At 71.7% G+C, this 21,952-nt stretch carries 38 protein-coding genes; 1 reads left to right on the top strand and 37 read right to left on the bottom strand.

Annotated features, from left to right (window positions below; all coding sequences use genetic code 11):
* Positions 1-86: 86 nt before the first annotated feature.
* The 36 genes from JHN63_RS15195 to JHN63_RS15025 form a co-directional block, all read right to left on the bottom strand.
* Positions 87-491: a hypothetical protein gene (locus JHN63_RS15195; protein WP_200680774.1), complete on the bottom strand. Its 405-nt coding sequence runs from the start codon at positions 489-491 to the stop codon at positions 87-89.
* Between the two features lie 2 nt (positions 492-493).
* A complete protein-coding gene (locus JHN63_RS15190) occupies positions 494-1,006 on the bottom strand; it encodes a hypothetical protein (RefSeq protein WP_200680772.1) in 513 nt (170 codons plus the stop codon).
* Positions 1,006-1,416 (bottom strand): hypothetical protein, encoded by a 411-nt coding sequence (locus JHN63_RS15185; protein WP_200680770.1) that lies wholly within the window; start codon positions 1,414-1,416, stop codon positions 1,006-1,008. The genes JHN63_RS15190 and JHN63_RS15185 overlap by 1 nt, the downstream gene beginning before the upstream one ends.
* 6 nt (positions 1,417-1,422) lie before the next feature.
* A complete protein-coding gene (locus JHN63_RS15180) occupies positions 1,423-2,160 on the bottom strand; it encodes a hypothetical protein (RefSeq protein ID WP_200680768.1) in 738 nt (245 codons plus the stop codon).
* A complete protein-coding gene (locus tag JHN63_RS15175; protein WP_200680766.1) occupies positions 2,157-2,354 on the bottom strand; it encodes a hypothetical protein in 198 nt (65 codons plus the stop codon). Before JHN63_RS15175 ends, JHN63_RS15180 begins: the two co-directional genes overlap by 4 nt.
* Positions 2,354-2,803 (bottom strand): hypothetical protein, encoded by a 450-nt coding sequence (locus JHN63_RS15170; RefSeq protein WP_200680764.1) that lies wholly within the window; start codon positions 2,801-2,803, stop codon positions 2,354-2,356. Before JHN63_RS15170 ends, JHN63_RS15175 begins: the two co-directional genes overlap by 1 nt.
* Positions 2,804-2,811: 8 nt before the next feature.
* On the bottom strand, positions 2,812-3,408 hold the full coding sequence (locus JHN63_RS15165) for a phage gp6-like head-tail connector protein (RefSeq protein ID WP_200680762.1): 597 nt from the start codon (positions 3,406-3,408) through the stop codon (positions 2,812-2,814).
* Position 3,409: 1 nt separating this feature from the next.
* Positions 3,410-3,670, bottom strand: a complete 261-nt coding sequence (locus JHN63_RS15160) for a hypothetical protein (RefSeq protein WP_200680760.1) — start codon at positions 3,668-3,670, stop codon at positions 3,410-3,412.
* A gap of 73 nt (positions 3,671-3,743) precedes the next feature.
* Entirely contained in the window at positions 3,744-5,153 is a 1,410-nt protein-coding gene (locus JHN63_RS15155) for a hypothetical protein (RefSeq protein ID WP_200680758.1), read from the bottom strand.
* A gap of 139 nt (positions 5,154-5,292) precedes the next feature.
* Positions 5,293-5,580 carry a hypothetical protein gene (locus JHN63_RS15150; RefSeq protein WP_200680756.1) on the bottom strand — a complete coding sequence of 96 codons (288 nt, stop codon included), beginning with the start codon at positions 5,578-5,580 and terminating at the stop codon, positions 5,293-5,295.
* Positions 5,577-6,248: an HK97 family phage prohead protease gene (locus tag JHN63_RS15145; protein WP_200680754.1), complete on the bottom strand. Its 672-nt coding sequence runs from the start codon at positions 6,246-6,248 to the stop codon at positions 5,577-5,579. The genes JHN63_RS15150 and JHN63_RS15145 overlap by 4 nt, the downstream gene beginning before the upstream one ends.
* Entirely contained in the window at positions 6,245-7,438 is a 1,194-nt protein-coding gene (locus tag JHN63_RS15140) for a phage portal protein (protein WP_234476867.1), read from the bottom strand. The genes JHN63_RS15145 and JHN63_RS15140 overlap by 4 nt, the downstream gene beginning before the upstream one ends.
* 39 nt (positions 7,439-7,477) lie before the next feature.
* On the bottom strand, positions 7,478-9,040 hold the full coding sequence (locus tag JHN63_RS15135; protein WP_200680743.1) for a terminase: 1,563 nt from the start codon (positions 9,038-9,040) through the stop codon (positions 7,478-7,480).
* A complete protein-coding gene (locus JHN63_RS15130; protein WP_200680741.1) occupies positions 9,003-9,566 on the bottom strand; it encodes a helix-turn-helix domain-containing protein in 564 nt (187 codons plus the stop codon). Before JHN63_RS15130 ends, JHN63_RS15135 begins: the two co-directional genes overlap by 38 nt.
* 575 nt (positions 9,567-10,141) lie before the next feature.
* The gene (locus JHN63_RS15125) at positions 10,142-10,435 is read right to left on the bottom strand and encodes an HNH endonuclease (protein ID WP_200680739.1); all 294 of its coding nucleotides are present in this window, start codon (positions 10,433-10,435) and stop codon (positions 10,142-10,144) included.
* Positions 10,436-10,498: 63 nt separating this feature from the next.
* Positions 10,499-10,762, bottom strand: coding sequence for a hypothetical protein (locus JHN63_RS15120; protein ID WP_200680731.1), 264 nt, complete (start codon positions 10,760-10,762; stop codon positions 10,499-10,501).
* Between the two features lie 31 nt (positions 10,763-10,793).
* Positions 10,794-11,135: a MerR family transcriptional regulator gene (locus JHN63_RS15115; RefSeq protein WP_200680729.1), complete on the bottom strand. Its 342-nt coding sequence runs from the start codon at positions 11,133-11,135 to the stop codon at positions 10,794-10,796.
* Positions 11,136-11,210: 75 nt separating this feature from the next.
* Positions 11,211-11,942, bottom strand: coding sequence for a hypothetical protein (locus JHN63_RS15110; protein ID WP_200680727.1), 732 nt, complete (start codon positions 11,940-11,942; stop codon positions 11,211-11,213).
* On the bottom strand, positions 11,939-12,454 hold the full coding sequence (locus tag JHN63_RS15105) for a hypothetical protein (RefSeq protein ID WP_200680725.1): 516 nt from the start codon (positions 12,452-12,454) through the stop codon (positions 11,939-11,941). Before JHN63_RS15105 ends, JHN63_RS15110 begins: the two co-directional genes overlap by 4 nt.
* A gap of 110 nt (positions 12,455-12,564) precedes the next feature.
* Positions 12,565-12,735 carry a hypothetical protein gene (locus tag JHN63_RS15100; protein ID WP_200680723.1) on the bottom strand — a complete coding sequence of 57 codons (171 nt, stop codon included), beginning with the start codon at positions 12,733-12,735 and terminating at the stop codon, positions 12,565-12,567.
* A complete protein-coding gene (locus tag JHN63_RS15095) occupies positions 12,732-13,106 on the bottom strand; it encodes a hypothetical protein (RefSeq protein WP_200680721.1) in 375 nt (124 codons plus the stop codon). The genes JHN63_RS15100 and JHN63_RS15095 overlap by 4 nt, the downstream gene beginning before the upstream one ends.
* Complete coding sequence (locus JHN63_RS15090; RefSeq protein WP_200680719.1) at positions 13,103-13,528, bottom strand: hypothetical protein; 426 nt, start codon at positions 13,526-13,528, stop codon at positions 13,103-13,105. Before JHN63_RS15090 ends, JHN63_RS15095 begins: the two co-directional genes overlap by 4 nt.
* Positions 13,513-13,866 carry a hypothetical protein gene (locus JHN63_RS15085; protein ID WP_200680717.1) on the bottom strand — a complete coding sequence of 118 codons (354 nt, stop codon included), beginning with the start codon at positions 13,864-13,866 and terminating at the stop codon, positions 13,513-13,515. The genes JHN63_RS15090 and JHN63_RS15085 overlap by 16 nt, the downstream gene beginning before the upstream one ends.
* A 23-nt stretch (positions 13,867-13,889) precedes the next feature.
* Entirely contained in the window at positions 13,890-14,036 is a 147-nt protein-coding gene (locus JHN63_RS15080; RefSeq protein WP_200680715.1) for a hypothetical protein, read from the bottom strand.
* 14 nt (positions 14,037-14,050) lie between these two features.
* Positions 14,051-15,388 carry a hypothetical protein gene (locus tag JHN63_RS15075; RefSeq protein WP_200680713.1) on the bottom strand — a complete coding sequence of 446 codons (1,338 nt, stop codon included), beginning with the start codon at positions 15,386-15,388 and terminating at the stop codon, positions 14,051-14,053.
* Between the two features lie 6 nt (positions 15,389-15,394).
* Positions 15,395-15,637, bottom strand: a complete 243-nt coding sequence (locus JHN63_RS15070; protein WP_200680711.1) for a hypothetical protein — start codon at positions 15,635-15,637, stop codon at positions 15,395-15,397.
* Positions 15,634-15,816: a hypothetical protein gene (locus JHN63_RS15065; RefSeq protein ID WP_200680709.1), complete on the bottom strand. Its 183-nt coding sequence runs from the start codon at positions 15,814-15,816 to the stop codon at positions 15,634-15,636. Before JHN63_RS15065 ends, JHN63_RS15070 begins: the two co-directional genes overlap by 4 nt.
* 404 nt (positions 15,817-16,220) lie before the next feature.
* Positions 16,221-16,343, bottom strand: a complete 123-nt coding sequence (locus JHN63_RS53925) for a hypothetical protein (protein ID WP_267953766.1) — start codon at positions 16,341-16,343, stop codon at positions 16,221-16,223.
* 88 nt (positions 16,344-16,431) lie between these two features.
* Entirely contained in the window at positions 16,432-17,091 is a 660-nt protein-coding gene (locus tag JHN63_RS15060) for an HTH domain-containing protein (RefSeq protein ID WP_200680708.1), read from the bottom strand.
* Positions 17,088-17,507 (bottom strand): hypothetical protein, encoded by a 420-nt coding sequence (locus JHN63_RS15055; protein WP_200680706.1) that lies wholly within the window; start codon positions 17,505-17,507, stop codon positions 17,088-17,090. The genes JHN63_RS15060 and JHN63_RS15055 overlap by 4 nt, the downstream gene beginning before the upstream one ends.
* Complete coding sequence (locus JHN63_RS15050; RefSeq protein WP_200680704.1) at positions 17,504-18,103, bottom strand: hypothetical protein; 600 nt, start codon at positions 18,101-18,103, stop codon at positions 17,504-17,506. The genes JHN63_RS15055 and JHN63_RS15050 overlap by 4 nt, the downstream gene beginning before the upstream one ends.
* Positions 18,104-18,183: 80 nt before the next feature.
* The gene (locus JHN63_RS15045) at positions 18,184-18,483 is read right to left on the bottom strand and encodes a hypothetical protein (protein ID WP_200680702.1); all 300 of its coding nucleotides are present in this window, start codon (positions 18,481-18,483) and stop codon (positions 18,184-18,186) included.
* Complete coding sequence (locus JHN63_RS15040; protein ID WP_200680700.1) at positions 18,480-18,992, bottom strand: hypothetical protein; 513 nt, start codon at positions 18,990-18,992, stop codon at positions 18,480-18,482. Before JHN63_RS15040 ends, JHN63_RS15045 begins: the two co-directional genes overlap by 4 nt.
* Positions 18,989-19,414 carry a hypothetical protein gene (locus JHN63_RS15035; RefSeq protein WP_200680698.1) on the bottom strand — a complete coding sequence of 142 codons (426 nt, stop codon included), beginning with the start codon at positions 19,412-19,414 and terminating at the stop codon, positions 18,989-18,991. Before JHN63_RS15035 ends, JHN63_RS15040 begins: the two co-directional genes overlap by 4 nt.
* Positions 19,411-20,403: a hypothetical protein gene (locus JHN63_RS15030; protein WP_200680690.1), complete on the bottom strand. Its 993-nt coding sequence runs from the start codon at positions 20,401-20,403 to the stop codon at positions 19,411-19,413. The genes JHN63_RS15035 and JHN63_RS15030 overlap by 4 nt, the downstream gene beginning before the upstream one ends.
* Before the next feature lie 279 nt (positions 20,404-20,682).
* Positions 20,683-20,928 (bottom strand): helix-turn-helix domain-containing protein, encoded by a 246-nt coding sequence (locus tag JHN63_RS15025; protein ID WP_200680688.1) that lies wholly within the window; start codon positions 20,926-20,928, stop codon positions 20,683-20,685.
* Between the two features lie 361 nt (positions 20,929-21,289).
* Here JHN63_RS15025 and JHN63_RS54665 point away from each other — a divergent pair, with 361 nt between their 5' ends.
* The gene (locus JHN63_RS54665; protein ID WP_200680686.1) at positions 21,290-21,544 is read left to right on the top strand and encodes a hypothetical protein; all 255 of its coding nucleotides are present in this window, start codon (positions 21,290-21,292) and stop codon (positions 21,542-21,544) included.
* 27 nt (positions 21,545-21,571) lie between these two features.
* Here the strand turns inward: JHN63_RS54665 and JHN63_RS15015 are convergent.
* A partial coding sequence (locus JHN63_RS15015; RefSeq protein ID WP_234476865.1) for an ATPase, T2SS/T4P/T4SS family occupies positions 21,572-21,952 on the bottom strand: 381 nt, incomplete at its 5' end.

Raw genomic sequence — 21,952 nt, 5'->3', positions numbered from 1 at the left:
GAGGATCCGATCGGCCTGCTCGACGGTCATCAGGTCCCACTCCCAGGGCCGCACGCCCAGGAGGTGGGCGGCGTTGCCCAGGTTCCTCAGACGGCGATCGGCGGCAGCGCTTTTCCCTCGGTGGCCTGCTCGTCGACGGCGGTGGCGATCTCCTCGTCGAGCTGTACGAGCTGCTCGGGGTCGACGTTGCCCTTGGCGAGCATCTGTGCGCGCATCAGCTCGTACTCCTGCTTGGAGTACTCCAGCTTCAGCTCGTCCCAGGCGAAGTCGACGTCCTCGAACTTCAGCGTGTGGTGCTGCCGCTTGAGCATCACCCACAGCAGGGAGCGCCGGGCCAGCGCGTTGCCGTTGAGGACGGCCTTGGTGAAGTCGGCGAAGTCCATCTTGGAGCGCCGCTCCAGGGCCTCCCGCTCGGGCGCCATCAGCTTCTGCGGCTTGTAGAGGAACCGCTGGGGTTCCTTCTCGCCCTCGGGCTGGTAGATCAGGTACACGGTCAGCTTCCGTTTCCGGCCCGGTCGGCGATGCGCCGGGCCATGTCTTCCATGGCCTCGTGAACGGCCTGCTTGTAGACGCCCTCGCGGCCGCGGAAGGCCTTGTCGAACCACTCCAGCTTTCCGCGCTGGTGCACCCAGACGCCGGTGTTGCCGAACACGGGGTGACGCCAGCCGCGGGCGGAGTTGGTGCGCTTGGGCGCGTTGGGGAAACCCCGGATGTTCTTGGTCTTGAAGGCCTTGACCCGGGCACCGGTCCAGCGGCCGCCCAGCTTCACCTCGGGCCGGATCTTCTTGGCGATCGACGACCGCAGCGCGGGCTGGGAACCGTGCAGGGAGACCATGCCCATGATCGAGGACTTCGCCTGTCCGGCGCCTGGCTTGAGCGCCTCGCGCAGGTTCGCCGCGAGCTCCTTGCGCAGCTGCTTGCCGTCGGCCTCCGCCTTCAGCGCCCGGGCGAGCGCGTCCAGGCCCTCATGCGTGGCGCGCAGTTCGAATGGCGGGCCGGAGGCCATTAGGCCGTCGCCCGGACCACAGCCCCCGACGTCGGGTAGCTGACACCCACGCTCGCCTCGTCGCCCACCGAGCCCTGGATCGGGTTCCAGCCGTTGACCAGGACGAAGCCGGTGTACTTCGGATTCGAGGTGCTGACCGCGGAGTTGCTCGCCCGCACCTCGAAGGTGACGACCGTTCCCAGCAGCGGCCACATGATCGAGTCGAGGGCCGCGGCCGCGACGTCCTGGAGGAAGTCCAGCGCGAGCTCCCCCGACTTCAGACCGCCCAGGAGCTCCTTCCAGCCGAGGCTGCCGTAGGTCGTGACGTCCTTCTCCTCGACCTTCGTGGTGAGCTCGGCCTTCTTGTTGTAGGTGGACAGGTCGACGCCGTTGATCGCCACGTACTCGGCGAGCAGGACCATCTTGGGCATGGGTGATCACCAGATCCCTAGGGTGGAAGCGAACATGAAACTGGGCGTGGTGCCCGTGATGGTCCAGGCGACGCGCCACCAGGTGTCGGTGATCGCGGTGCCGTCGGTACGCACGATCTCCCCGCCCGCAGCGGTCGCCGCGGCGTGGGTCAGGCGGGTGGTCGGCGAGGCGAAGGTGTTGTCCACGCTCGACTCCACCCGGCCCGTGATCGTCGGCGTCGCGGTGCCGGCCACCGACAGGACGTGCAGCGCCGCATACATGCGCTTGCCCACGGCGACCGCCCCGAGCTGGAGTCCGGTGCCGGTCCCGGTGGCCGTGCGCGCCGTACCGGGCGGGTGGGCGAACTGGCCCCGGGCGAGCGGCCACGAACCCTTGCCGCTGCTCGTCCACGGAGCGACCTCGCCGACGGCGTCGCCGAGCTTGTAGTCGCAGCGCAGCGCCTTGGTGAGGTAGGCCAGGCTACCGACGGTCGCACCGACCGGGCCGACCGACCAGGCCCCCACCCCGCCCAGCTGCGCCCACGTGGCGTCGTCGACCTTGCTCGGGTCGCCGGCCTCCCACTGTCCCTCGGCGGCGAACTCGGCCGAGGCCAGACCGCCGACGAACTCCTTGTTGGCCTGGCTGCCGTAGTTGGTCGTTTCCTTCTCCTCGACCTTCGCGGTGAGCTCGACCTTGTTGCTCGCCGAGGTGAGGTCGACGCCGGCGGTGAACAGCCGCACGTTGGTCAGGACGAACTTGCTCATCCCCCGCCCTCCCCACGGCTCTTGCGCCGACGCGGACGAGGCGCGGCGTCCTCGGCGACTTCCTCGGCGACACCGGAGGCGACCAGGTGCAGAACCTCGCCGGTCGGGATCTCCGCTTCCTCGCCCTCGTCCGGCCATGGCTCGCCGTTGCGCAGAGTGCCGGGCGGCATCTGCACCAGCATGCGGACGCGCATCAGCTGCTCCCGTCTCCGATGACTTTGATGATCAGTTCGGCGCCGACGAACTCGGCGCCCTGGTGCTCGTACCAGCGGTAGCCCTGCACCCTCATGACGTGCAGGTCATGGGCCAGGCCCCCCAGCGCGTACTCGCCGGGCTCGCCGCGGGCCGCCTCGATCGCCTGCTTGAGCGAGGCCGTACCGGAGCCGGACAGCATCGAGTCGAGGACCCGCTGTGCGGCCCTGTCGTCGGCGGTGGAGACCAGGACTCGACAGGTGAACTCCAGTTCGTCCAGCGAGCGGCGCATCGCCTTGTCGTAGTCCTGGGTGTACTCGGCGACGAAGAAGTGCGGGGCGACGACCGAGTCCGGAGTGAACCCGGAGCACGTCAGCTTGGCGATGCCAGCCGGCAGCACCACAGCGGATGCCGCGGCCGCGATGGCGTCCCGGATCTGTGAGATCTGCACAGCGCCCCCTATCCGAAGCCGGTCATGCAGTACGGCTCGATGAGCGCCCACACGTCCGGGTCACGGCGGGAGAGGTTGCGTACGCCCCACTCGGCCGAGCCGATGATGCCCTCGGGGCTGTCCTTGCGCTTGTAGAGGCGCGAGGCCTGGATCAGGGAGGCCTCGGCGATGTCGTCGGGGACGGCGGGCCACCCGAACCGGGCGGTGACGCGCACCCGGTTGATCGCCGAGCCCCAGGTGCCGTTGACGCGGCGCAGGCCGGTGATGGGCTCCCCGTCGGCGAGGGCGTTGTCCGGGCTCGTCTCGTAGCCGGTGAGGGCTGTGAAGGAGGTGCCGGTGCCGGTCTCGACGACCAGGCCCGCGATGCTGCCGATGTCGTCGACGAGGAGCAGGTCGCCATCGATGTCGCACACCACGCGCCCGGGCAGCCGGTACGTGCGCTGGACGGCGGACGGGTCGAGCCAGAAGCGGCGCCCGGTCACCTTGTCGATGCCGCGCGAGGCGGACGCCAGCGCCGATGTCAGCAGGGTGTCGCGGCTGGTGTCGTCCGCTTCGATGCTCAGCTTCTCCTTGAGCGTGGGCAGGTCGCCGTACTCGTTGGCCACGTCATGCCTGCTCGGTACTGCGCGCCCGGCGGCGCCTGGGCGGCGTCGCCCGCGTCTCCTCCTCGGCGGCCGCGGCGTCCTCCTCGGACGTCTCCTCGGACGCGTCCTCGGCGGGCGTCTCGGGCTGCGGGGTGTAGCCGCGCAGCCCGAGCTGCTCGTCGACCTGGGCCACCCGGTCGGTCATGCCGCGCGCGACGTAGCCCACGCGCTCGCGCAGCAGCGCTGCGACCATCGGGTCCTCGGTCTGCGGTTCGTCGGTCATGGCTTCGCTCCTTGGGTCGGGGGGAACGCGCAGGGCCCGCCGGAGTCGTGGCGGGCCCTGCGCGGCGGGGGGATCAGACGCCGGTGAACGTCGGCGCGATGAGGCCGGTGCCCGCGATCTTCCGGGCCTGGGCGTAGCGGGCGTGGGTGTAGGCGAAGTAGCCGTACACGACCATCAGCACGCCGAGGCTGGCCAGCTTCGGCTGCTCCGCCCTGATGTACATCGGGGCGTTCGGGTCTTCCCACAGGTGGCACTCCTGGCGGTCCGCCAGGTAGATCTCGTCCTCGGTGCCCGCTCCGAGGGTCGTGCCGACGTTGTTGTCGACGATGACCGGAGTGCCGTTGGGCAGGACACCGCGCACGCCGCTGCCGTACGTGGTGGCGTAGTTGACGCCGAGGGTCTGGGCCACGATGCCCGGCTGCGTGATCATCGGCCAGGTGGACGCCATGGCGTTCTGCATCCAGTACCAGCGGCGGGAGTGCATGACCGCGATGTTGTCGCCGGTCGCCATGTCGAGCAGCGCCGACTCCACACCCGACAGGCCCTCGATGACCTTCGGGTACAGCTCGGCCACGGTCGGCGTGCCGTCGGTGTAGGCGACTGTCGTTGCGACGTTCGTCAGGCCGTTGGTGGCCTGGTTGAGGAGCGTCGAGTCGAGCGTCGTCCCGTACCGCCGGAACAGGTCGTCCAGGACCACCGGTTCGACGCCGGCACCGCGCTCGATGGCCTGCCGGGACAGCGTCTGCTGGCCCGCGTTGGTCTGCACGGAGACGGGCAGCAGCGTGTCGTCGATGTCGGTCTCGGACACCGCGGTGTTCTCCGAGGCCTGGAGCGCCGTCGACGTCGAGGTGGTGATGCGGGAGAGGTTCACGGTCATGCCCTGCGGGGGCAGGTCGTGCGGGCGGCAGGCGTCCGCGAAGGGGCGGCGCGCGGCCGCCGCGGGCGCGTAGAGGTCGGTCAGGTACTGCGGCACGACCAGGCCGGCGAAGGCGCCCGTGCCTGCGGCGCGCTGCTGCTGGCCGTCGGTCCGCACCAGCTGGTCGCCGCGCTCGACCCGCTCCTCGACCATGTGCCGGGCCAGGCGGCCCTGTGCCTCGTAGTCGCCGAGGAATGCGGCGGCGACGTCCCGTTCGAAGTTGGCCCCGCGCCGGTCCTCGTCGGGCCGGTAGGTGCGCTCCTCCTGCCCGACGCGGTGCACGTTGTCGTACGCCGGTGCCCGGTTGGCGGCCGGGGTGGTGCGGGCCTGAAGAGCGGCGATCTGGTCCTCGCGGGCCTGCTCGGTCTCCAGCTCGTCGAGGGCCGCCTGGCGGCGGGTGACCTCGGCGTCCGCGGCGTCGCGGAGGGCGACCTGTGCGGCGACGGCCTCCTCGGTCAGGTTCTCGTCGGAGCGCAGCGCGACCAGCGCTTCCTGCTCCTGCTGGCGGGTGGTGATCGCCGTTCCCAGCGCGGCACGCGCCTGGGCGATCAGTTCGGCGAGCGTCACGGCTCGTCCTCCTTGGTCGATGGATTCCAGACGCCCCGGTCCAGATCAGACGGCCACCCGAGGCATGGCGCCGGGCGGACTCGTGCGCGTGAGCGCAGGGCAGTAACTCCCGCCGGACGGCGGGAAGATCAGGGGGAAGTCAGGTCTGGATCTCGTAGAGATGCCAGACCAGGTTGTCGGCGGTGCGTCCGGTGGTGCCCCACCAGCGCGCGCCCTCGGGGATCGGCTGGCCCGTGCCCACGACGAGGAACGTGCGGTCGGTGCCGGCCGCTTCCAGCGATCCCTCGGCCCAGAAGTCGACGACGTGCGGGGCGTCCTGGCCCACGCCGATACGGGCCGCCTCGACGTGCACGGGGTCGCTGTGGATGTTGCGGACCTGCGGCTCGCCCGTGACGTAGATCTGGTGCCGCAGCATGCGGCGCGTCATCGGGCGAGGGCCAGTTCGAGGAGTGCCCGGGCCCGGCTCGACGCCGGCGCGGCCGCGGGCTGGCGCATGCTCGCCCCGGTGTACGGGTTGGCGCCGTAGCCGACGATCGCGACGTCGCCGCGGTGGATGTCGTACCGGTTGATCCGGTACTCGGTGTAGTCCGGGGACCACTGCCCCGACTCGATGCGGAACGCGAACGACATCTCGTCGACCAGGCCCGAGCGCAGCTTCGGCGCGATGTACGCCACGTCGTAGTCGCCCGGGTCGAGGGCGGGCGCGCGCACGTCCAGGCCGTCGGCGCTCTCGGCCAGCAGCAGTGTGCCCGTGGTGGTGCGGGCCAGGCGGCGCAGCTGGTCGTGCCCGAGGACGAGCGGGACGTCGAGGTCGGCGCGGGCGAGCGAGTCGGTGCCGGCGCCCTCGGAGACGATCTCCGTGTACGGGCCGAACATGTCCCACATCTCGTAGGCCTGCTCGTAGACGGTCGCCCGTCCGATGAACTCCAGGGTCGTGCCGTCGCCTGCCTCGCGGAGCTGGACGCCGGACAGGGTGGCGCGCACCGTGGCGCGGGACCGGGCCTCCTCGGCGCAGCGGCGCTGCGAGGGGCGGTCGGCGCGCTGGCGGATGTGCTGGACTCGTTCGGCCGCGGCCGCGGCGAGCGTGATGGTCATGACGATGCTCCCGGTACGGCGGTGGTGGGCTGCGCGGGGACGGAGCGCGAGCCGAAGAGGCGGTCGAACTCGGCCAGTTGGTCCTCGGTGAAGGGCGGTCGCTCGTCGAGGGCGCGGGCCTCGGAGGGGGCGAGCGTGCGCGCGGTGATCTGTGCGCCGATGACGCGGGCGCGGGTCTCGGGGTCCATGCGCAGCATGGCGTCCGTGTTGAGCTTCACGTAGCGCGGGTTGGACACCAGCTTCCGGCTGAACGTGTCCTCGCGGCGGGAGACGGCCGGCCCCAGGTTCATGATGAGGAACTGGAGGTTGCGCTGGCCGATGTTGGCGTACGTGATGCTGCTGCCCGACGCCGCGGCGTCGATCAGGTCGCCGGGGCAGCCGAAGAACCGGGCGATGTCCCCGTTGCTGTACTGCTGCGCTTCGATGAACTGGGACTGCTGGTTGACGGCCTGGACGGGCTTGTACTCCCAGTCGACGCCGTGCACGAAGACGTCGCCGTTGGAGACGGCCGCCCGGAAACCGTCCTTGACTTCGCGGGCGTTCTTCTTGTCGATCGTCTTGTTGACGTTCTTCAGCGTGCCCGAGGGAACGATGCCGGCGGCGAACCAGTCCCGCGCGAACTGCTGCGCGTTGAGAGACGCTTCGATCGACCAGGCTGCGTACGCCACCGGGGACAGACCGAGCGGGAACCCGGCGACGGTGTACTGCTTCTCGTGCCACACCTCCCAGGGGTCGTACTCCCTGCCCCCGATCACGAACTTGGTGATCGTGGATCCGGTCGCGCGGACGGTGACCTGGCTGAGCTCGGCGAGGTCGATGCGCCCGGGCAGGCCCCGCCCGTCCGGGCCGATGACGCCCGTGCGTTCGGTGATGACACCGAAGCAGTTGCCCGACCGGTCCAGGTCGAACTCGGTTGAGTACATCCACTCCTTGACGCCCACCTCGCTGCCGCCCGGGGTGACCAGGACGGGCGGCGTGGGCACCTCGACCTGGAGGCCCTGTACCCGGCGGTAGACGTCGATGGGGAAGGTGGACATCAGGTCGGCGCGCAGCCGCAGGCACGCCCACACCGCGGACTGCCGCAGTGCGGTGTCACTGGTGACGTGCACGCTCTTGCCGCCGGTGCGCTGCTCGCGGGCCATCGCCAGCAGGTCATCGGCGGTGACGATGTTCGCGTCGCGGATGAACATCCGCTTCAGCCTCGCCCCGACACCCACGGCCGCCCCCTCTCACGCGAACGAGTCCGCGATGTCGTAGTCGTCGATCACAACGGGCAGCCGGGTCACCAGCGCCCACCGCGCCCAGGTCACCGCGCACAGCGGGGACACGTCGGTGAGCGAGGCCGTACGGTCCAGCGTCCAGGCGTCGCCCACGCGCCTGGTGCGGGCACCGTTGACCGCGGCGGTGAGCGGGACCTGGTCGAGGTGGCGGCCGCCGTCCTGGCGCATCGCGTCGGCCATCTGGGCGCAGGCCTCGACGGCGTCCGTGGTGCGCAGGATCGCGAGGTCGCCGCGCGCAGGCCTGGCCCGCTCGCTGCCCTTGCCCCGGGTCTTGGGGACGTCGATGCCGGCCGCCACCAGGTCGTCGATGAGCGATCCGGCCGGCGCCCCGGACGAGGGGACGGCGATGGCGATCGGGTTCCACAGCTTCTTGAGTCGGACCATGGCGGGCACCACCCAGTCCGTACCGGGGCGGCGGGCGACGACCTCGTGATGCACGCGGCCGTCCTCGCGCATCGACGCCGCGGCGATCGTCGACCAGTCGCGTTTCTGCGACACGTCGATCGCCAGCGCCACGGCGTCGGGCACGGGCCGGCTGCTCGCGTCGACGAGCCCGGGCCACCGCTCCTTGGGCACGTTGGGGTCGGTGGGCGGCGCGGCCTTGCGCGTCCGGTTGAGGTAGGCGCGGTCGAACTCGGCGGGGTCCAGCTTGTCGAGCTCGGCCTGGATGGTGTCCTCGGTCACCGTGTAGCCGAGGGCGGGCAGCGTCGCCCGCCAGGTCGCCGGGTCCGCCCGGTCCATGTCGTCCGGGGCGAACCACTCGAAGTAGGCGTTGCGCGGATGCACACCGGTCGCGAACAGCAGCTCGACCATCGCCCTGCCCGCCGCCCGCTTCTTGTTGAGGAACACGGACTTCTCCGTGCCGCCGGCGGACGCCCACCACAGCTGGGCCATCGGGCGGGTGAGCATGGCCGGGCTGAACGCCTGCTCCAGGCGGTCGTCCTGATGCGCGAACGCCTCGTCGATCATGCCGAGGTCGAGCGGCGGACCGTGTCCGGCGTGCTCGGTGTTCGCGGTGATCCCGATCCGGGACCGGGTCTTCTTGTGGATGATCGCCTCGTGGGCGTTGGCCTTGCGGATGACGAACTGGCGGATCAGGCGCGAGGCCTCGATCGTCGCCCAGAACTCGTCCTCCCACCGGTCCCGCGCCATGGCCCGGGTCTGTGCGGCGTAGACGATCCGCTGGCGCCTGTAGGCGGCAGCACGGTGGACCTTCACCGCCAACAGGCCCTGGGTCTTGCCCTGTTGGCGGGGGACGGACAGGCCCACGTCGCGGTAGGCGAACACGCGGGTGACGGGGTCGATCTCCAGGGCGACGTCCCACACGTAGCGCTGCCACGGCATCGGCGTGAAGCCGAGCCGCACCATGACCGCGGCGACCTTGCCGCCGAGCGTGGGGAACTCCGGCCGCCGCGGTGTCCCCCACCGGGGCGGACACGTCAGCCCGTACCGCTCGCGCAGATCCTCGGCGGCCTCAGTCGGGAGTCGCCAGGTCTCCGAGGTCGTCGTCATCGTCCGGCCCCTCCGGCCCCAGGGCCCGCAGCTCCTTCACCACCGCCCGCAGCTCCTTGACCATGCCGGGCAGCGAGTTGCCGAGGCTGGCCGGTGCGTCGATCTCCTGGGCCAGGCGCACGGCGGCCGCGGCGAGGGTCGGTGCCAGGGCGTCGAGCTCCTCCAGGTCGCCGAGCGCGGCGAGGTCGTCGAGCAGCTGCGCGCGCACGGGCCCGGGTCCGGCGGAGGCCTCGTACGGATCGGCGGCCGCGGGGAGCTCTGCCCGGGCGTGGGCGTCGGCGGGCACGGGGAGCAGGCGGGCGGGGGCGACGGAGAACGCGACGCCGAGCGCCACCAGGTCGTCGACGTCGACGCGTCGCGTGCCGCCCTCGATCTTGCCGACTACCGAGCTGCTGACCGGGCGGCCGGCCTCGGCGAGGTGGGCGGCGAGGGTGCGTTGGTCCCAGCCCCGGGCGTGCCGCATGTCGGCGACGGCCCGGGCCAGGTGCGCGCCGGCGTCGCCGAGCTGGAGAGCGCGGGATGCCATGACGGCGGACTCCCTTCGGGCCCGCGATCATCGCGGGGGCTGGTTCGGGGCCGGGGAGAGAAAAATGGAAGCTGGTCGCGGGGTTGAGAAGACGATCTTTCCTAAAAAATCTTGGCCGATCCGGAGCCGAACTGATCCGATCGGCCCGAGGGATCGATCCCGCACCCTTGTGACCTGCATGTTTGTCCGCACCTGCGGATGCACATAGTGCCTGGTCACAGGCCTGTGACTGGCGTGCAGGGGTGCCGGTTTGGTGGCCGTGCCTGCATGTACCGAGGCGGTCGCCAAATCGTGCAGTGCGCGCGAGCGTTGCATCGCTCTGACCTGCACGTTTATGTAGTTGCCCGCATCGCCGCAGGTCAGCGCCGTTCGGTGCCGATGATGCTGGGGTCGGCGAGCAGATCGACCAGGTCAGGGGTGCGCCCCTGCCCTGACCCCCTACCTGGAGTTGCGCGTTTACGCAGGTCAGGGCGTTGCAGCTCGCGTGCGGCGTGCGTGATTTGGCCTCGCGTCCACCATGTACGGAGCAGGCGGGCAAATCGTGCAGCGTCACGCGCCATCTGCTCCGCCCCTTCTCACGGCCCGGCGAACCAGTCGACCGAGGTGTGCAGCTGCACGACGTCGGCGAGGGGCCGGTCGCTCTTCTCGCTGTTGCACTTGCGCAGGCAGACGGGGCAGCCGGCCACTCCGTGGATCGGTGCGACGTTGTCGGGGTCGAGGCGTGCGCCGCCCTTGCTGACGGGGATGACATGGTCGGCGCTGTCGGAGGCGCCGTGTCCGCAGACGATGCAGACGTCGGACGCGGCGAGGGTGCGGGCCCGCAGCATCCGCCATTGGTAGCTGGTGAGTTCGCCGCGGTCGGTGGCCACGGTCACCCCCTGGCATGGCGAGGCCCGGCCTACGTGGTGCAGGCCGGGCCGGGTGGTGGCTCGTCAGACTCTGCGGCGGAACAGGCAGACGAGGCCGATGCGTTCGCCCCCGAGGGTCTTGGACTCGGCGGCCGCCATGTTGGCCAGCGCCCAGCCCTCGGCCTCGACGGCCTCGATCTGCTCGCCGACGCCGGCCATGGGCGCGGTGGTCGCGCTGGTCTTGTTCGCCTCGATGAACTTGTAGACGAGGACCCCGCGCCCTTCCGCCCAGGCCTTCTTGGCCTCGTCGGTGGCCTTGGTCGCCTTGGCGTTGTTGATGAACCCCATGCTTCCCCCCTGGGATGCGGTGTGAGAGGGGTCAGCCTGTCAGCGCGGGGTGATCGTCCGCCGTGGTGTGGCAGTTCTGTGACGAGGGAGCGCCGATGCCGACCAGGCGCAGGGCGCGCTTGCGGGTGGCGAGTTCGGCGCGGGCGATGCCGGCGAGCGTGTAGAGCGGGTGGCCCTGCTCGTCGAGGCCAACGGGTTTCAGGTGACCGCGCGTGACCCAGTTGCTGATCGCGCTGCGGTTCACGGTGGCAGCGTTGGCGCTGAGCATCCGGCGCCATGTGGTGGCCAGTTCGGCGGCCTGCGCCCCGTTGTAGAGCTCAGCGGTCAGGGTCCTCGCCTCCTCCGTGATGTGCTCGGTGGTCGGCGTGGGCACACGTGTCCCGCTGGCACCATGTTCACGCTAAGTGCGGATCTTGTCCAGCGACCGCACCGCGCGTCACATGCCTGGTCACGCTGCCGGTTGGTTCGAGCGTTCGATTTTCGGGGCGAGGTGGGCCGCGAGGGTCGCGGCGTGCTCGTCGTACTCGGCGGGGTCGAGGTGGTGGCCGCAGGCCTCGCAGGTGATGCGCCATTGGCCGTCCGTGCGGACGAGGGCGAAAGCCTCGCACTTCGGGCATGGGGCGGTCTGTGGGTGCTTGCGCGGTACGGCGTGGGTGAGGTCGCGGATGAGGGCCAGGAGGTCGCCGAGCTGGTGATGGAGCTCGCCTACCCAGGGCTGGGCGAGGGCGTGGGGCAGGTAGGCGGTCAGCCACGCGCACCAGCCGGTGACAGTGGCTCCCTGGCGGGGGCGTGCGCCCTCGCACGGGCTGTGGTGTGCGGTGCCGTACTGGTCGCGGGTGACGGCCTGGTGCTCGGTGGCGATGTAGTCGGCCCAGCCGCGGACGAGGGCGCTGATGGGCACGGTGGTGCCGTCGCCGTCGCCGTACGGGTCCTCGGGCGGTACGTGGTGGCCCGGGCCGAGGAGGTTCAGGACGCGGATGTCGACGGGTACGGGGGCGTGGGCGCGGCCGGTGCCGCCGAGGCGGCCTGCGGGCGGGCTGGCGGACGGGGCGAGGAAGTCGCCGAGCAGGCGCGTCTGTTGGGGGAGCTCGGCGAGCCACGCGTGCAGCTCGCCGGCGTGCAGTAGGCAGGCGTGGTGCCCGTCGGGGGCGGTGCGGGGGCAGATGCTGCACGCGGTCATCGCTGAACAGCCAGGAGGCGTTCGAAGATCTGCTCGATGTCGTCCGCGGTGAGGCCGGGCTGATCGCCGAGGGCGTAGCGCAGGCGGACGTCGATCTGTGCGGCTACGGCGACCTGGATCCAGTGGCCGGCCATTTCGCGGGCCTCGTCGGGGTCCAGTTGCGCCTTCATGGAGCCGCGGGCGATGTTGACGTAGGGCTTGCCGGTCTTGGCCCCGGCGACGGATTCGATGCGCAGGGCGCTGTGTCCGGGACCGGTCGGCGCGGTCCTGAGGGCGCGGATGTCGAGGACCATGTGCCCGGCGGTGTTCGGGTCGGCCTTGAGTTGCTTGCGGCACCAGGCGAGGAGGGCGATGTCGGTGTCGGCGTGGGCGGCGGCCGCCATCAGGTCGCGGGCGGTGGCGAGGGTGTTCTCGGGGGTGATCAGGGCTTCGATCGGGCCCCAGCGCAGGAGACAGGCGGCCTTACGGGTGTCGGGGTCGATGGTCGAGCGGATATAGGCGTCGCTGCTCATGATCGTTCTTTCCGGGCGGGGTGTCCGGCCATGGCTACTGGATAGTAATGACGGTTGTCTCGCGCGCCTGCGGTCGCGCGCGCGTAAACGCAGGCGCGTGCGCGCGAGAGTCAGTCGTTGCGGGGGTGGCGGTAGTGGTCGTAGAGGCTGTTGAGGGCGCCGACGAGGGCGAGGAGCAGGACGGTGAGGGTGGCGATGATCGCGATGGCCCAGCCGTAGTAGGCGTGGAGGAGAACGGCGAGGGTGGTGAGTGCCTCGATGACGAGGGTTCCGGTGCTCATCTGTGGGCCCGGCGGGTGTGGAGGCTGGCGGCCGTCTCGTTGGCGAGGGCTGCGGCGCCGAAGAAGGCGATGGCCGCCCAGCCCAGTTCGCCGCGCGCGAGGGAGGCGAGGCATCCCAGGAGGCAGGCGAGGGCGAGGAGGGCGGTGACGGTGATGTTGGCGCGGCTGGGGGTCGGGCAGGTGCAGCGGGGCGCGGCCGCGGCGGTGAGGGTGGTGATGGTGTAGCCGTAGCCGGTGAGGCTGGCGTCGACGTGCTGGGCGGCCTCGGTGGTGTGGAAGGGCCCGGCGGGGTCGCTGGTGATCCAGTAGTCGTCGAGGGCGGCGGCGATCGCGTCCTGGGGTGTGGCGGGCAGGGGTGCGTGGTGGGTCATGGTGTGGCTCCGGGGTGGAAGATCGAGTCGTAGAGGGTGTCGATGTCACTGCTGGGGGCTGGTGCGGCGGGGGTCGTAGGGCGGTTCGGCCGGCGGTCGGGGACGGGGATGCGGTGCTGTTTGCGCAGGGCGCAGATGCGGTGGACGTCGAGGCGGGTGGCGTCGCGGATCTGCTGGTAGGTGGCGCCGGCGCGGAGCATGGCGGTGGCCCGGCCTGCGAGGGTGTCGAGTTCGGCCCTGGTGCGCTTGGCGCGGCCGGGTGGCAGGGGGATGCCGTGTTCGGAGCGGACGCGGACGACGCGGCTGTTGCCGACGTTGAGGGTGTTCACGATGTGCTGGTGGGTGGCGCCGGCGCGGAGCAGTGCCGCGATCTCGTCGTCCAGCTGCTCGCGCTGCTCGCGTCGGTTCACCGCGGCCGCCACGGTGTGGGCCGTACTCCGGTGAGGGCGCGGCCGGCGGTGCGCCGGGCGGCGGCCTCGCGCTTTCGGATGCGGGCGCGGGCGACGGGGCAGGAGGCGACGTGCGGCTTCCGCAGGACCTCGCGTTCCTCGGCGATCGGCCGGTCCGTGCTGAGCTGGCGCGTCCAGTAGGTCGACTCCCTTACCGAGACGGCCTGGTTGCCGGCGGGGTCCTCGGGCGGGTCGATGGCGATGATCTTGCGGTGTTTGGTGGTGAGGGCGTAGAGGACGCTGCGGCCGCAGTCGTCGCATCTGCCGTAGCCGGTGGTGCGGCGTGGGGTGGGGGTCTCGCTCTCGTACATGGCAGGTGGGGTGTCCTTCCGGGTCAGGTGCCGGTGCAGTGCGGGCAGTGGGGGCAGCGCGGGGGTTTCATCAGCTCGGCCTGGGCGTCGGCGAGCATCTGTGCGAGCTCGTTCTCGCCGAAGCCGTGGAGCAGGTTGAGTGCGGCGTCGCTGAGCTCGTCGTCTTCCATGGGGTCCTTCCGGGTCAGGCGGTGGGTCTGCATGCGGCGCAGCGCATGAGGGGCAGGGGTGTGGGTGAGGTCCAGCCGCAGCTGCCGCAGGCGTGTGGCCGGGCGGTGCTTGTATGCGGCGGGTGCGCGGTGTCGATCTCGGCGCAGGCCTTGCAGGGCATGCCGGTGTGGGCGAGGAATCCCCAGTGGCAGCCGGCCGTCCCGCACTTGCTGCGGACGGGCAGGACGGCCCCGAGGAGCCAGCGGCCGGGGTCGGTGATCTGCTCGTCGGGGGTCCAGTGGCGGAGGCGGGTGATCTGGTCGCGGATCTCGTCGGGCCAGATGCCGGTGTCGAGTTGGCGGCCGATCTCGCGCCCGATGCGGCGCACGACGAACGGCCGTACGCCGGGCAGGAGGTCGTGCACGGGTTCCAGGACGGCCCAGACGCGTGGGCTGAGGGTCAGCTGGGGTCCGGCGTACGCGGGGCGTGCAGCGGGGCGCACAGGGCCTCGGAGTGTGGGCGGCACGCTCGTGCTGTTACTGCCGGTATCCACAGGCGGCGCGACATTACGTTGGTCTCGCCTACGGCGGAAAGCCCCACCCACCTGGGCGGCTCTCTCGTCAGTCAGTTCTGGGTCTTCCTTAGACGCGAGGGATCCGCCAGTCGTGTCCGCACCCGATCCGCCATGTGTGTCCGGTGGGAGCGGCTCGTCGGTGACGAGGTGCAGGGGGTGATCGTGGACGTCGTACTCGTGGCGGCCGTGGTCCCCGGTGCGGCGGTGGACGGTGATCCAGCCGAGGTCCTCGAGTTCGTCGGTCATGCGGCGGGCGGAGCGCTCGGTGACGTCCAGGAGGCCGGCGAGCTCGGCGGCCGTGACGGGGGTCTTGGTCGCCACGGCGTAGGCGAGGGCGCAGTAGAGAACGAACAGCGGGTGGCGCAGGGCCTTCGCCGCGAGGATGGACACGAACGCGAAGTGCTCGCTGCGGGTGAGGAGTCCGCGGGCATGGCGCTCGGCAGTCTCGCCGTCCCCGGCGCCGTCGGTGTGCCGGATGGTGGTCAGCTCCGGGATGCCGTCTTGGCCGGGCGCGGACAGCTCGGCCAGGTACCGCTCGGCGGTGCGTTTGGAGTCGCCCATGTACCCGGCGAGGGTGAGCACGCCGGCGCGGCAGCCGTCCGGGCGCTGGCCGAGCGCTGTCACCTGGGCGTGGTAGGCGACGGCCCCGGCGGAGTAACGGGCCGTCCCCCACACGCGCTTGGGGACCTTGACCTTCTGGTGGTGCCAGGGCGGCAGGACCGGTTCTGCGCGGGCAGCACCACCGGCCCCACCACTGCTGTGGTGGGGCTCGGCGGCGGGCACGGGCAGGTGGGTCACGGGGTCCTAGCTGGTGTCGTCGGCGAGCTCGTCGCCGGCGGGAACGGTGTAGGTCGCGCCGCAGGGCCCGGTGCGGATGCCGGGGCCGGTGTGGCGGTGGATCGCGCCGCAGCCGCCCGTGCCGTCGCAGCGCACCGTGTACTCGGTACGGCCGGACGTCACGATCGGGTCCGCGCGGACGGCGGCGGGGCCGCCGTAGCGGGGCGGGTCGTCGGGCAGCAGTGCTAACTGCCGCTCGGCCGCGCTCACTCGGGCACCTCGCCGCTATGGGGAGGCTCCGTACGGGCGCTCGCGGAGGGCAGCGTGAGGGTGATCGGCCGCGCTGTCTGGCTCTGCTCCCCGGAGGCGATCGGCGGCCGCCACAGGTAGCCGCGCCGTTGCAGGTCGCGCAGCGCCAGCTTCACCAGGCGCGGCGTCACATCGGCCATGCGCGCCAGGGGCCGCAGGTACTGGATGCCGTCCTCGGGCAGGAAGCCGGACTCACCGGCGTGGTGGGCCAGGACGAGCGCGAGCAGGCGCGCGTCGCGGTACAGGTCGCCGGACAGGACGGCCTCCTCCCACCGGTGCCGGTCGTACGGCGGCGGGCGGGGCCTGGCGGCGGACGAGGTCCGCGGGGCTGGGTGTCGTCATCGGGGTCCTCCTTGATCGGTCAGGAGCAGAGCGGGCAGCGCCGCAGGGCTGTGCCGGTCGCATCGCCAGCCGCACGGATACAGGCGCGCGTAGGTCAGGTCGTGCGGGAACCGGGGCACGTCGCACGCGCCCGGGCGGCGCCGTCGGCGGCGGCCGCGGATGGGCCGCCCGCCCCGACGGGGGCCCGGGGCGGACGGCCCGGTCATCGGCCCGTCCACCCGGGCGCGGCGGCGGGGCTCGGCGTCGGCACCGTGCTGGACGCGGGGTCACAGCCGAGCACCGCGAGCAGCAGCGCCAGGGAGACCAGGAACCACCAGCGGTACACAGCGACCTCCTTCGTGCGGACTTCGGTAAGGGGGATGGGTCCGGCCGCCCCAGGGGGAGGGAGAGCGGCCGGGCGGCCGGACCCGGTCTCAGGTGCCCGGACTGCCTTCGGCAGCCGGGGCGGGAACGGGGTCGCGGAGGAAGCTGCGCGGGGGCCCGACGATCAAGTCCCGTACGACGAAGGGCCGGTCGGGACGGATGACGCCGGAGCGCAGGCCCTGCCTGTAGCCGTGGGCGAGGACCACGACGGCCTGGTTGATCAGGGCCTCGGGGCTGATGCCGGTCTCGGCCAGGACCGCCAGGTCGCGGCGCAGGGCCGGCCACTGGGTCAGGTCGATCGTCAGCTCGGTGTCCGCCAGCCGCCTCGGCAGCCGCGCCCGGGCCAGCGGCCGACGCTCCCGGTAACCGTCGCCAGCCACCTCGGCCAGCGGCTCGGCCACCACAACCACCTCAGCCCCGACCGGTGGCGCAACCTCGGCCGCACCCTCGCCGGGCTGCGGCGCAGAATCGTCCGCCGCCTCCGGGCCGTCCTCGGCCTCGGACGCGGGGACGTCCACCACGGCGGCCACTGCCTCGACCGGTGGCGCACCCTCGGCCGCCCGCCGGCTGATTTCGTCCAGGTCGCGGCTGACCGTGTCGCGCGACAGGCCCAGCCGCCGCGCCATCTGACGCAGGCTCAGGCCCGGCTCGGCCGCCCGCAGGTCGGCCACCTTGCGGCGGCGCAGGGTACGCGCGTCCGCCGGCGTCACCGCGCACCGCCCGCGGCCGGGGTGAGGAGCGTGTAGGTGGGGTTTTCGTCGGCGGCCACGTAGCCGGGCGGCGGCCCGCACACGCAGTGGCCGTCGATGGCGCCCTGGCCGATCGCGCAGGCGCAGTAGATCGGTCCCAGCGGTCCGTTGATGGTCTCGCCGTAGCAGTTGTCGCACTCGCCGGGCTGCCACTCGTCCTGGTCGCCCGGGCACTCGCAGCCGCACACGCAGGCCCCGCCGCACGAGCAGCGGCACATGCCCTCGCCGCACGGCTCGTCGACGCCGAGCTCGGCGTCGTCGTAGTCGAGGTCTTCCGGGTCCAGGGGCGCCTCCTGCCGCGCGTTCGCGGCGAGTTCCCTGGCCTGGTCTGCCGCGGCAGTCTGGCCGTCCTTGTCGTGCGAGACGTCGTCGCTCACCGGGCACCGCCGATGTGGACGGGGCGGCCGTCGCGCACGATCGTCAGCCGCTGCGGGCCCGCCTCGAACCAGAGGTCGTAGAGCGGGTCGTCGGAGTCCTCCGACGCGAAGACGCCGGTCATGCCCGCGGCAACGTCGTCGTCGACCGTGGCGGGCAGGTTGTGCGTCAGCAGCGACATGCCCAGCAGCCCGCGCCCGGCGTCGTACACGAGGTACGTCTCGCCGAACGCAGCCATCTCGCCGGCCTGTTCGTAGGCGATGTGGACCAGGTCGCCGGGGCGTACCGGGTACCAGGGCGCGGCTTCGAGGTCGGCGCCGGCCGACATCAGGATGCTGGCCTCGGCGACCAGGTCCCGGGCGCGCCTGGCGTCCGCGGCCTGGTCGAGCGGGCTCGCGTCCTGCCCGGTGTCCCCCCACACGGCGGCGGCGATCTTCCGGGCCACGCCGTCGGGCGTGCCGCTCCAGGTGTTCTTGAGGGCGACCGAGTCCGGGAAGCGCTCGGCGACCTGCACGGTCATGTGAGCGAGGTCGGCGCCCGGGATGAGGTCGCGGAGCGCGAGGGTGATGAGCGCGGTCCTGCCTGCGGTGTTCCGCATGCTGTGTTCCTTCAGTGGTTGGTGCCCGGGCGGGCGTGACGGTTGTCAGGGCACGTCCCGCCCGCCCGGAGTTGGAGGGGTCAGGCGCCGAGTCGGCGCGGGGTGGTGAGGGCGGCCTCGGCCACAGACCGCGTGCGGCCCAGCCGGACCGAGCGGGCCCGGGCACGGGCAGCGCGGACGCGTCGGCCCCGGACCAGACAGAACTCGGGATGCCAGGGGCCGCCCGGACGGGCCGGGGGAAGCAGCGGCAGGACCTTCCGCAGGGGCTGCGCGACGGGGGCGGGCGGTCGCCGTTCATCGAGCGTCTCGATGAACCCTGCGACCACGAACAGGCCCAGCACTCCCAGCACGCACAAGATCAGCCAGGCTTCGACGCTCACCGGCCGTTCTCCTCACGCTCGTCGTAGGCGACCAGGGCGATCTCCAGGTAGACGGCGTGCTCCCAGCGGCCCGGCGCAGGTTTCTCGCAGGCGCACGACAGACCGCACAGCACGGCGTGCATCGCGGTCTCGGCGACCGTGGCCGGGTCGGCGAGCTCGTCGATGTCGAAGCCGACGCGCTCGGCGCCGCTGCATGCGGACCAGCCGGCCAGGTGCGACCACCGCACGACCAGCCCCGCAGTGTTCAGCTCGTCGGGGACCAGGTCGTCGTGGCCGGGCAGCCACTCGAGCCGGATGAACAGCTCGCGCGGCCCGTTCATGTCCTCGATGTGCAGGCCCACGTCGAGGGCGTCGGGGAGGAGGTCGATCGGGCGCAGGGCGGCGTGCACGGCGTCCGCGTACCGCAGCTGCGGCAGGGGGTCCCGGGTGGCGTCGTCCACGGACAGCTGGCTGCCGCCCTGGATGCTCTGCCCGGTACCGCCGGCCGGCTGCTCCTCGAGGGCGGTCATCCGGCATCACTGCCGGCGCCCGGTCCAGCCTCCTGAAGCTGCTTCCACTCCTCGGGGCTCCACGTCTGCGAGGAGCCCACGCATACCCCCAGGCCGTCCACGTCGCCCTCCGCCCGGAATCCGACGTTGACGTATCCGGGCTCGACGGTGACCTTCCGCGTCACCTGCGTGCCGAGAAACGACGCCCACGCCTGCACCCCGGCCTCGGTCAGGCCCACCAGGTGCACGTAGGACGCGCCACCCGGGATCCGCTCGCCGTCGTCGGTGGTCTCGTCGAGGAACCTGGGCAGCACCGAGTTCGGCGACGGCAGGTCCTCGGGGAACGTGGCCAGGAACGCGCGCACCTGGTGCCCGAACCGGAACACGGCACCCTCGAACTGCGTGAGCTCAGTGAGCGCCCTCTTACGGATGTCGTTGCTCACAGCGCGCGCTCCTCGTCGATGTCGCCGCGCTCGTCCTGGAACCCCGCCTCGACGGCCCCGGCCTGCTGCACCGCGTACTCGTCGGACGCGCCCAAGCCGTAGCGCGCGTCGAGGTAGGAGGCCTCGTCATACGCGTGCTCGCCGGAGTCGACGGCGGCGGCCTGGTCGGCGAGGGCCAGGTCGTCGCCGGCGCGGACCATCGCGGCGTTGACGCAGCCCGGCGAGCAGTACCAGCGCGGGCCCCCGGCCAGGCCGGCCACGTCGAGGTGGAACCAGCCGAACACGTCGGTGGGGTCCATGGCGCCGTCGGTGCCGCAGGCGGGCTCACGCGAGCAGGGGGCGTTGATGTCGCGGATGGCTCCGGTGTCCAGGAGCGAGGCCAACTTGGTGCGCGCGTCGCCCTCGACGAGCAGGTCCGCGCGGCCTCCGTAGGAGGAGACGCATGCGATGACGACCTGCTTGTGGGCCTCGTGCGCGTCGGGCACCTCGGCGGTACCCGTCCAGGTCAGCGTCATCGGGGGACTGCCGTCGTGCGCGGTCTTGGCGTACTCGACGGCCGCCGCGATCTCGGCGACAGACAGCAGGTGCCAGCCGGGGCGCCCCTCGATCAGGCGGCCCACCGCGGCGACCTGGCGGTGAGCACCGGCCATCTCGGCGAGCTGGCGGCCGCGCTCGGCCAGCTCCGCCTCGTCCTCGGCGTGCGCCCGCTCCGCCGAGGCGGCCGCGATGTCCTGGGCCCGCCGCGGGTCGAAGAGCAGCCCGGCGTCGGCCTCGGCCTGCGCCAACTCCTGCGCCGTCGCTGCCCCGTTGGACATCGCCGCGGTCAGGACGCCCGCTGCCGCCCCGACCGGGTCGACGTACGCGGAGCCGAGCGGGACAGGCAGGACCGCGCCGTACGCAGCGAACACCGCGGCTGCCTGCTCCGGCGTCGCGGCCGGCGGGTACTCGGGGGGCATGGGCCCCGGGGTCTGGTGGGATGATGCGGTCACGGTCTTCCACTCCTTCAGTAGGTGCGGGGGTGGGCTGTGCCGAGGGGTCGCTGTCCGGGGTCCAGCCGGGCGCGGCCCCGTTCTCATGTGGTCAGGCAGCCGCTGCTGATGCGCCTGCCTCGGCGGGCGGGTCGCTGCGCAGCAGGACGGCTAGTCGGCGAATCTCTGCCTCGGTCAGCCGGCAATCCGGGCAGTCGTTCGGGTCCGGCACCAGGTGCTCACACGGCTCCTCGAACCCCGCCTCGAATGCCTGGTCGACAGACAGGCAGATCCGACCGCTCATGCCGCCACAGCCCCGGGCATCCCCGCACTCATCTGCGGAGGCATGAGGTCAGCGACCTCGCAGCCGAGTTCCTTGGCCAACCGTTGGAGCACTGGCGGCGAGGGGCTGACTCGGCCGTGCTCGATGGACGACATGTGAGGGCGGGAGATGCCAGCCCGGAGGGCGAGTTCCTTCTGTTTCAGGCCAGCTTCGATTCGCTTCCGGCGAACCGACTCCGGACTGTGGGTCCGTCGGGGTTCCATGGGAAGAACACTACGGCGAAACTTCGAAAAACTTCAAGAAGCTTCAACGAAGAATCGGACCTTCAATCGAAGTTACTTGAGGCTTGCCGTTCTCACCTGCAGAGATTCGCTAAAGTTTCCTGAAGTTTCGTGTGGGCCCGGACGGGAGATGGCCGTGACTTCAAGCGAGCAGGAGATGGAGCCTCCACCGGAGGCACACTTGATCCGCGTTGCCCGCATGGCGCGGGGGCTGAGCCCAGAAGCCGCCGCGCAGTTGGCCCCGATCAGGCTCGGGGGTGCCCGATGGCGGCATATCGAACGTGGGTACGAACCCAAGCGGCCACCCAAACGCGTCCGCGCACCAGACACGACCCTGGCCCATATGGCACGTGTCGTCGGCGTCAGCCCCGAGCGGCTGGCCGAAGCCGGGCGAGACGCTGCCGCCGTCGTCCTTCGCGAGATCCTCCGCCAACAGGCCGAGGGCGACGGTCAGGATCGGGAGCGCCCCTACGCGGACATGTCGGATCGGTTGGAGCGGACGGCCTGGGAGATGCCTCTTCCCATCGAGGACCGAAAGCTGATCGTCGACATGCTGCGCGAGGCGAAGGCGCAGGGCCGGCACGAGCGCAGCGCGTAACGCTCCTGGGGTGACCTGCGTGTTCACTCAGGCGTGATGTGTTGGTGCGTAACGGGTAGTGAGCTGGACGACCTCCGGGCCGCGCACCTCGCCGACGACCAGCCGGTCCGGCCGCATCCTCAGTGCCTGGCGGACCAGGTCCTGGAGCGTGACGAGCCCGGCGCCCTCCTGGTTCGCGGGCCTGCTCTCCAGCCGTACGACGTGCGGATGGTCCGGCTTCAACTCGGCCGAGTCCTCGGCGAGCACGATCCGCTCGCCCGGTCCGACGAGCCCGAGCAGCGCGCTCAGCAGCGTCGTCTTGCCGCTGCCGGTGCCGCCGCTGATCAGGAACGAGAGCCGTGCCTCGATCAGCGCCCGCAGGATGCGGTCCCCGCCCGGCGGCACCGGCAGCGGCAAGACGACGCTGCT

The sequence above is a fragment of the Streptomyces sp. MBT65 genome (assembly GCF_016612545.1).
In the GTDB taxonomy this organism is placed as follows: Bacteria; Actinomycetota; Actinomycetes; order Streptomycetales; family Streptomycetaceae; genus Streptomyces.
The sequence above is the reverse complement of the archived record's forward strand: the minus strand, read 5'-3'. Positions and strand labels throughout refer to the sequence as shown.

Bases quoted from the DNA above. Each gene is read 5' to 3' on its own strand.
- JHN63_RS54665 (WP_200680686.1), top strand. From the start codon at position 21,290: ATGGCACGTGTCGTCGGCGTCAGCCCCGAGCGGCTGGCCGAAGCCGGG.
- JHN63_RS15140 (WP_234476867.1), bottom strand. From the start codon at position 7,438: ATGTTCATCCGCGACGCGAACATCGTCACCGCCGATGACCTGCTGGCG.
- JHN63_RS15150 (WP_200680756.1), bottom strand. From the start codon at position 5,580: ATGACGCGCCGCATGCTGCGGCACCAGATCTACGTCACGGGCGAGCCG.
- JHN63_RS15100 (WP_200680723.1), bottom strand. From the start codon at position 12,735: ATGAGCACCGGAACCCTCGTCATCGAGGCACTCACCACCCTCGCCGTT.
- JHN63_RS15145 (WP_200680754.1), bottom strand. From the start codon at position 6,248: ATGACCATCACGCTCGCCGCGGCCGCGGCCGAACGAGTCCAGCACATC.
- JHN63_RS15180 (WP_200680768.1), bottom strand. From the start codon at position 2,160: ATGAGCAAGTTCGTCCTGACCAACGTGCGGCTGTTCACCGCCGGCGTC.
- JHN63_RS15095 (WP_200680721.1), bottom strand. From the start codon at position 13,106: ATGACCCACCACGCACCCCTGCCCGCCACACCCCAGGACGCGATCGCC.
- JHN63_RS15185 (WP_200680770.1), bottom strand. From the start codon at position 1,416: ATGCCCAAGATGGTCCTGCTCGCCGAGTACGTGGCGATCAACGGCGTC.
- JHN63_RS15110 (WP_200680727.1), bottom strand. From the start codon at position 11,942: ATGACCGCGTGCAGCATCTGCCCCCGCACCGCCCCCGACGGGCACCAC.
- JHN63_RS15080 (WP_200680715.1), bottom strand. From the start codon at position 14,036: ATGGAAGACGACGAGCTCAGCGACGCCGCACTCAACCTGCTCCACGGC.
- JHN63_RS15085 (WP_200680717.1), bottom strand. From the start codon at position 13,866: ATGTACGAGAGCGAGACCCCCACCCCACGCCGCACCACCGGCTACGGC.
- JHN63_RS15105 (WP_200680725.1), bottom strand. From the start codon at position 12,454: ATGAGCAGCGACGCCTATATCCGCTCGACCATCGACCCCGACACCCGT.
- JHN63_RS15120 (WP_200680731.1), bottom strand. From the start codon at position 10,762: ATGGGGTTCATCAACAACGCCAAGGCGACCAAGGCCACCGACGAGGCC.
- JHN63_RS15190 (WP_200680772.1), bottom strand. From the start codon at position 1,006: ATGGCCTCCGGCCCGCCATTCGAACTGCGCGCCACGCATGAGGGCCTG.
- JHN63_RS15130 (WP_200680741.1), bottom strand. From the start codon at position 9,566: ATGGCATCCCGCGCTCTCCAGCTCGGCGACGCCGGCGCGCACCTGGCC.
- JHN63_RS15065 (WP_200680709.1), bottom strand. From the start codon at position 15,816: ATGGCCGATGTGACGCCGCGCCTGGTGAAGCTGGCGCTGCGCGACCTG.
- JHN63_RS15040 (WP_200680700.1), bottom strand. From the start codon at position 18,992: ATGACCGCCCTCGAGGAGCAGCCGGCCGGCGGTACCGGGCAGAGCATC.
- JHN63_RS15175 (WP_200680766.1), bottom strand. From the start codon at position 2,354: ATGCGCGTCCGCATGCTGGTGCAGATGCCGCCCGGCACTCTGCGCAAC.
- JHN63_RS15050 (WP_200680704.1), bottom strand. From the start codon at position 18,103: ATGCGGAACACCGCAGGCAGGACCGCGCTCATCACCCTCGCGCTCCGC.
- JHN63_RS15160 (WP_200680760.1), bottom strand. From the start codon at position 3,670: ATGACCGACGAACCGCAGACCGAGGACCCGATGGTCGCAGCGCTGCTG.
- JHN63_RS15135 (WP_200680743.1), bottom strand. From the start codon at position 9,040: ATGACGACGACCTCGGAGACCTGGCGACTCCCGACTGAGGCCGCCGAG.
- JHN63_RS15025 (WP_200680688.1), bottom strand. From the start codon at position 20,928: ATGGAACCCCGACGGACCCACAGTCCGGAGTCGGTTCGCCGGAAGCGA.